Origin of the sequence: Microcoleus sp. K5-D4 (assembly GCF_036704575.1) — a bacterium.
Taxonomy (GTDB): domain Bacteria; phylum Cyanobacteriota; class Cyanobacteriia; order Cyanobacteriales; family Microcoleaceae; genus Microcoleus.
Genome location: NZ_JAUBSD010000218.1, coordinates 1 through 1,206 on the forward strand (window position 1 = coordinate 1; position 1,206 = coordinate 1,206).

The 1,206-nt window shown below is 43.8% G+C and carries 1 pseudogene; it reads right to left on the bottom strand.

Features of this window, described 5'->3' with window-relative positions:
• A pseudogene (locus tag QUA77_RS29140) lies at positions 1-1,206 on the bottom strand (ATP-binding cassette domain-containing protein); the annotation flags it as partial.

Below are 1,206 nucleotides of genomic sequence, written 5' to 3' on the forward strand. Positions count from 1 at the left end.
ACTCTACTGTTTCGACAACGACCAGATTTTCGACAATCGGTTCTGGCTGAGAATGCTCGATCAACTCTACTGTTTCGACAACGACCAGATTTTCGACAATCGGTTCTGGCTGAGAATGCTCGATCAACTCTACTGTTTCGACAACGACCAGATTTTCGACAATCGGTTCTGGCTGAGAATGCTCAATCGACTCTATTGTTTCGACAATAAGTAGATTTTCGACAATCGGTGCTGGTTGATGATGTTCTAGCGACTCTACCGTTTCCGAAACTTCGAGATTTTCGACAACCGGTTCTGGTTGAGGATGTTCTATCGACTCTACTGTTTCGACAATGAGCAGATTTTCGACAATCGGTTCTGGTTGAGGATGTTCTATCGACTCTTGTCTTTCTACAGTTTCCAGAAAATCTGCCACTGGTTGCATTCCAGGTTCTAAATCGCTTATTTCCTCTGCTGTTTCTGTAATTGGTTCGGATTCTGGTTGAGAATAGTCGATCGACTCTACGGTTTCTACAACTTGCAGATTTTCGACTATCGGTTCTGGTTGAGAATAGTCGATCGACTCTACGGTTTCTACAACTTGCAGATTTTCGACTATCGGTTCTGGTTGAGAATAGTCGATCGACTCTACGGTTTGTGAAACTTCTAGATTTTCGAGTATCGGTTCTGCTTCATGATGCTCGATCAACTCTTGCCTTTCGACAACTGGTTCAGATTCTGGTTGAGAATAGTCGATCGACTCTAGGGTTTCTACAACTTGCAGATTTTCGACTATCGGTTCTGGTTGAGAATGCTCGATCGACTCTACGGTTTCTACAACTGGTTCCGATGCTGGTTCATGATGCTTGATCGACTCTACGGTTTGTGAAACTTCTAGATTTTCGACAATCGGTTCTGGTTGAGGATGCTCGATCGACTCTTGTCTTTCGACAACTGGTTCGGATTCTGGTGGAGAAGGTTCGATCGGGAGTCTCTCACTTTTGTAAAAAATGTTTTTTACAAAAGTGAGCATCCTGCTTGCTTGTTTAGATATCTGTAGCGAGTAAGATGATCTGGTTTCTGTGACACCCAAACTGAGATGCTTGCCTTTTATCGGCTGTACGGTTTCTACAACTGGTTCGGATTCTGTTTGAGGATGCTCGATCGACTCTACTGTTTCTGAAACAACGGGCAGATTTTCGACTATCGGTTCTGGTTGAGGATGCT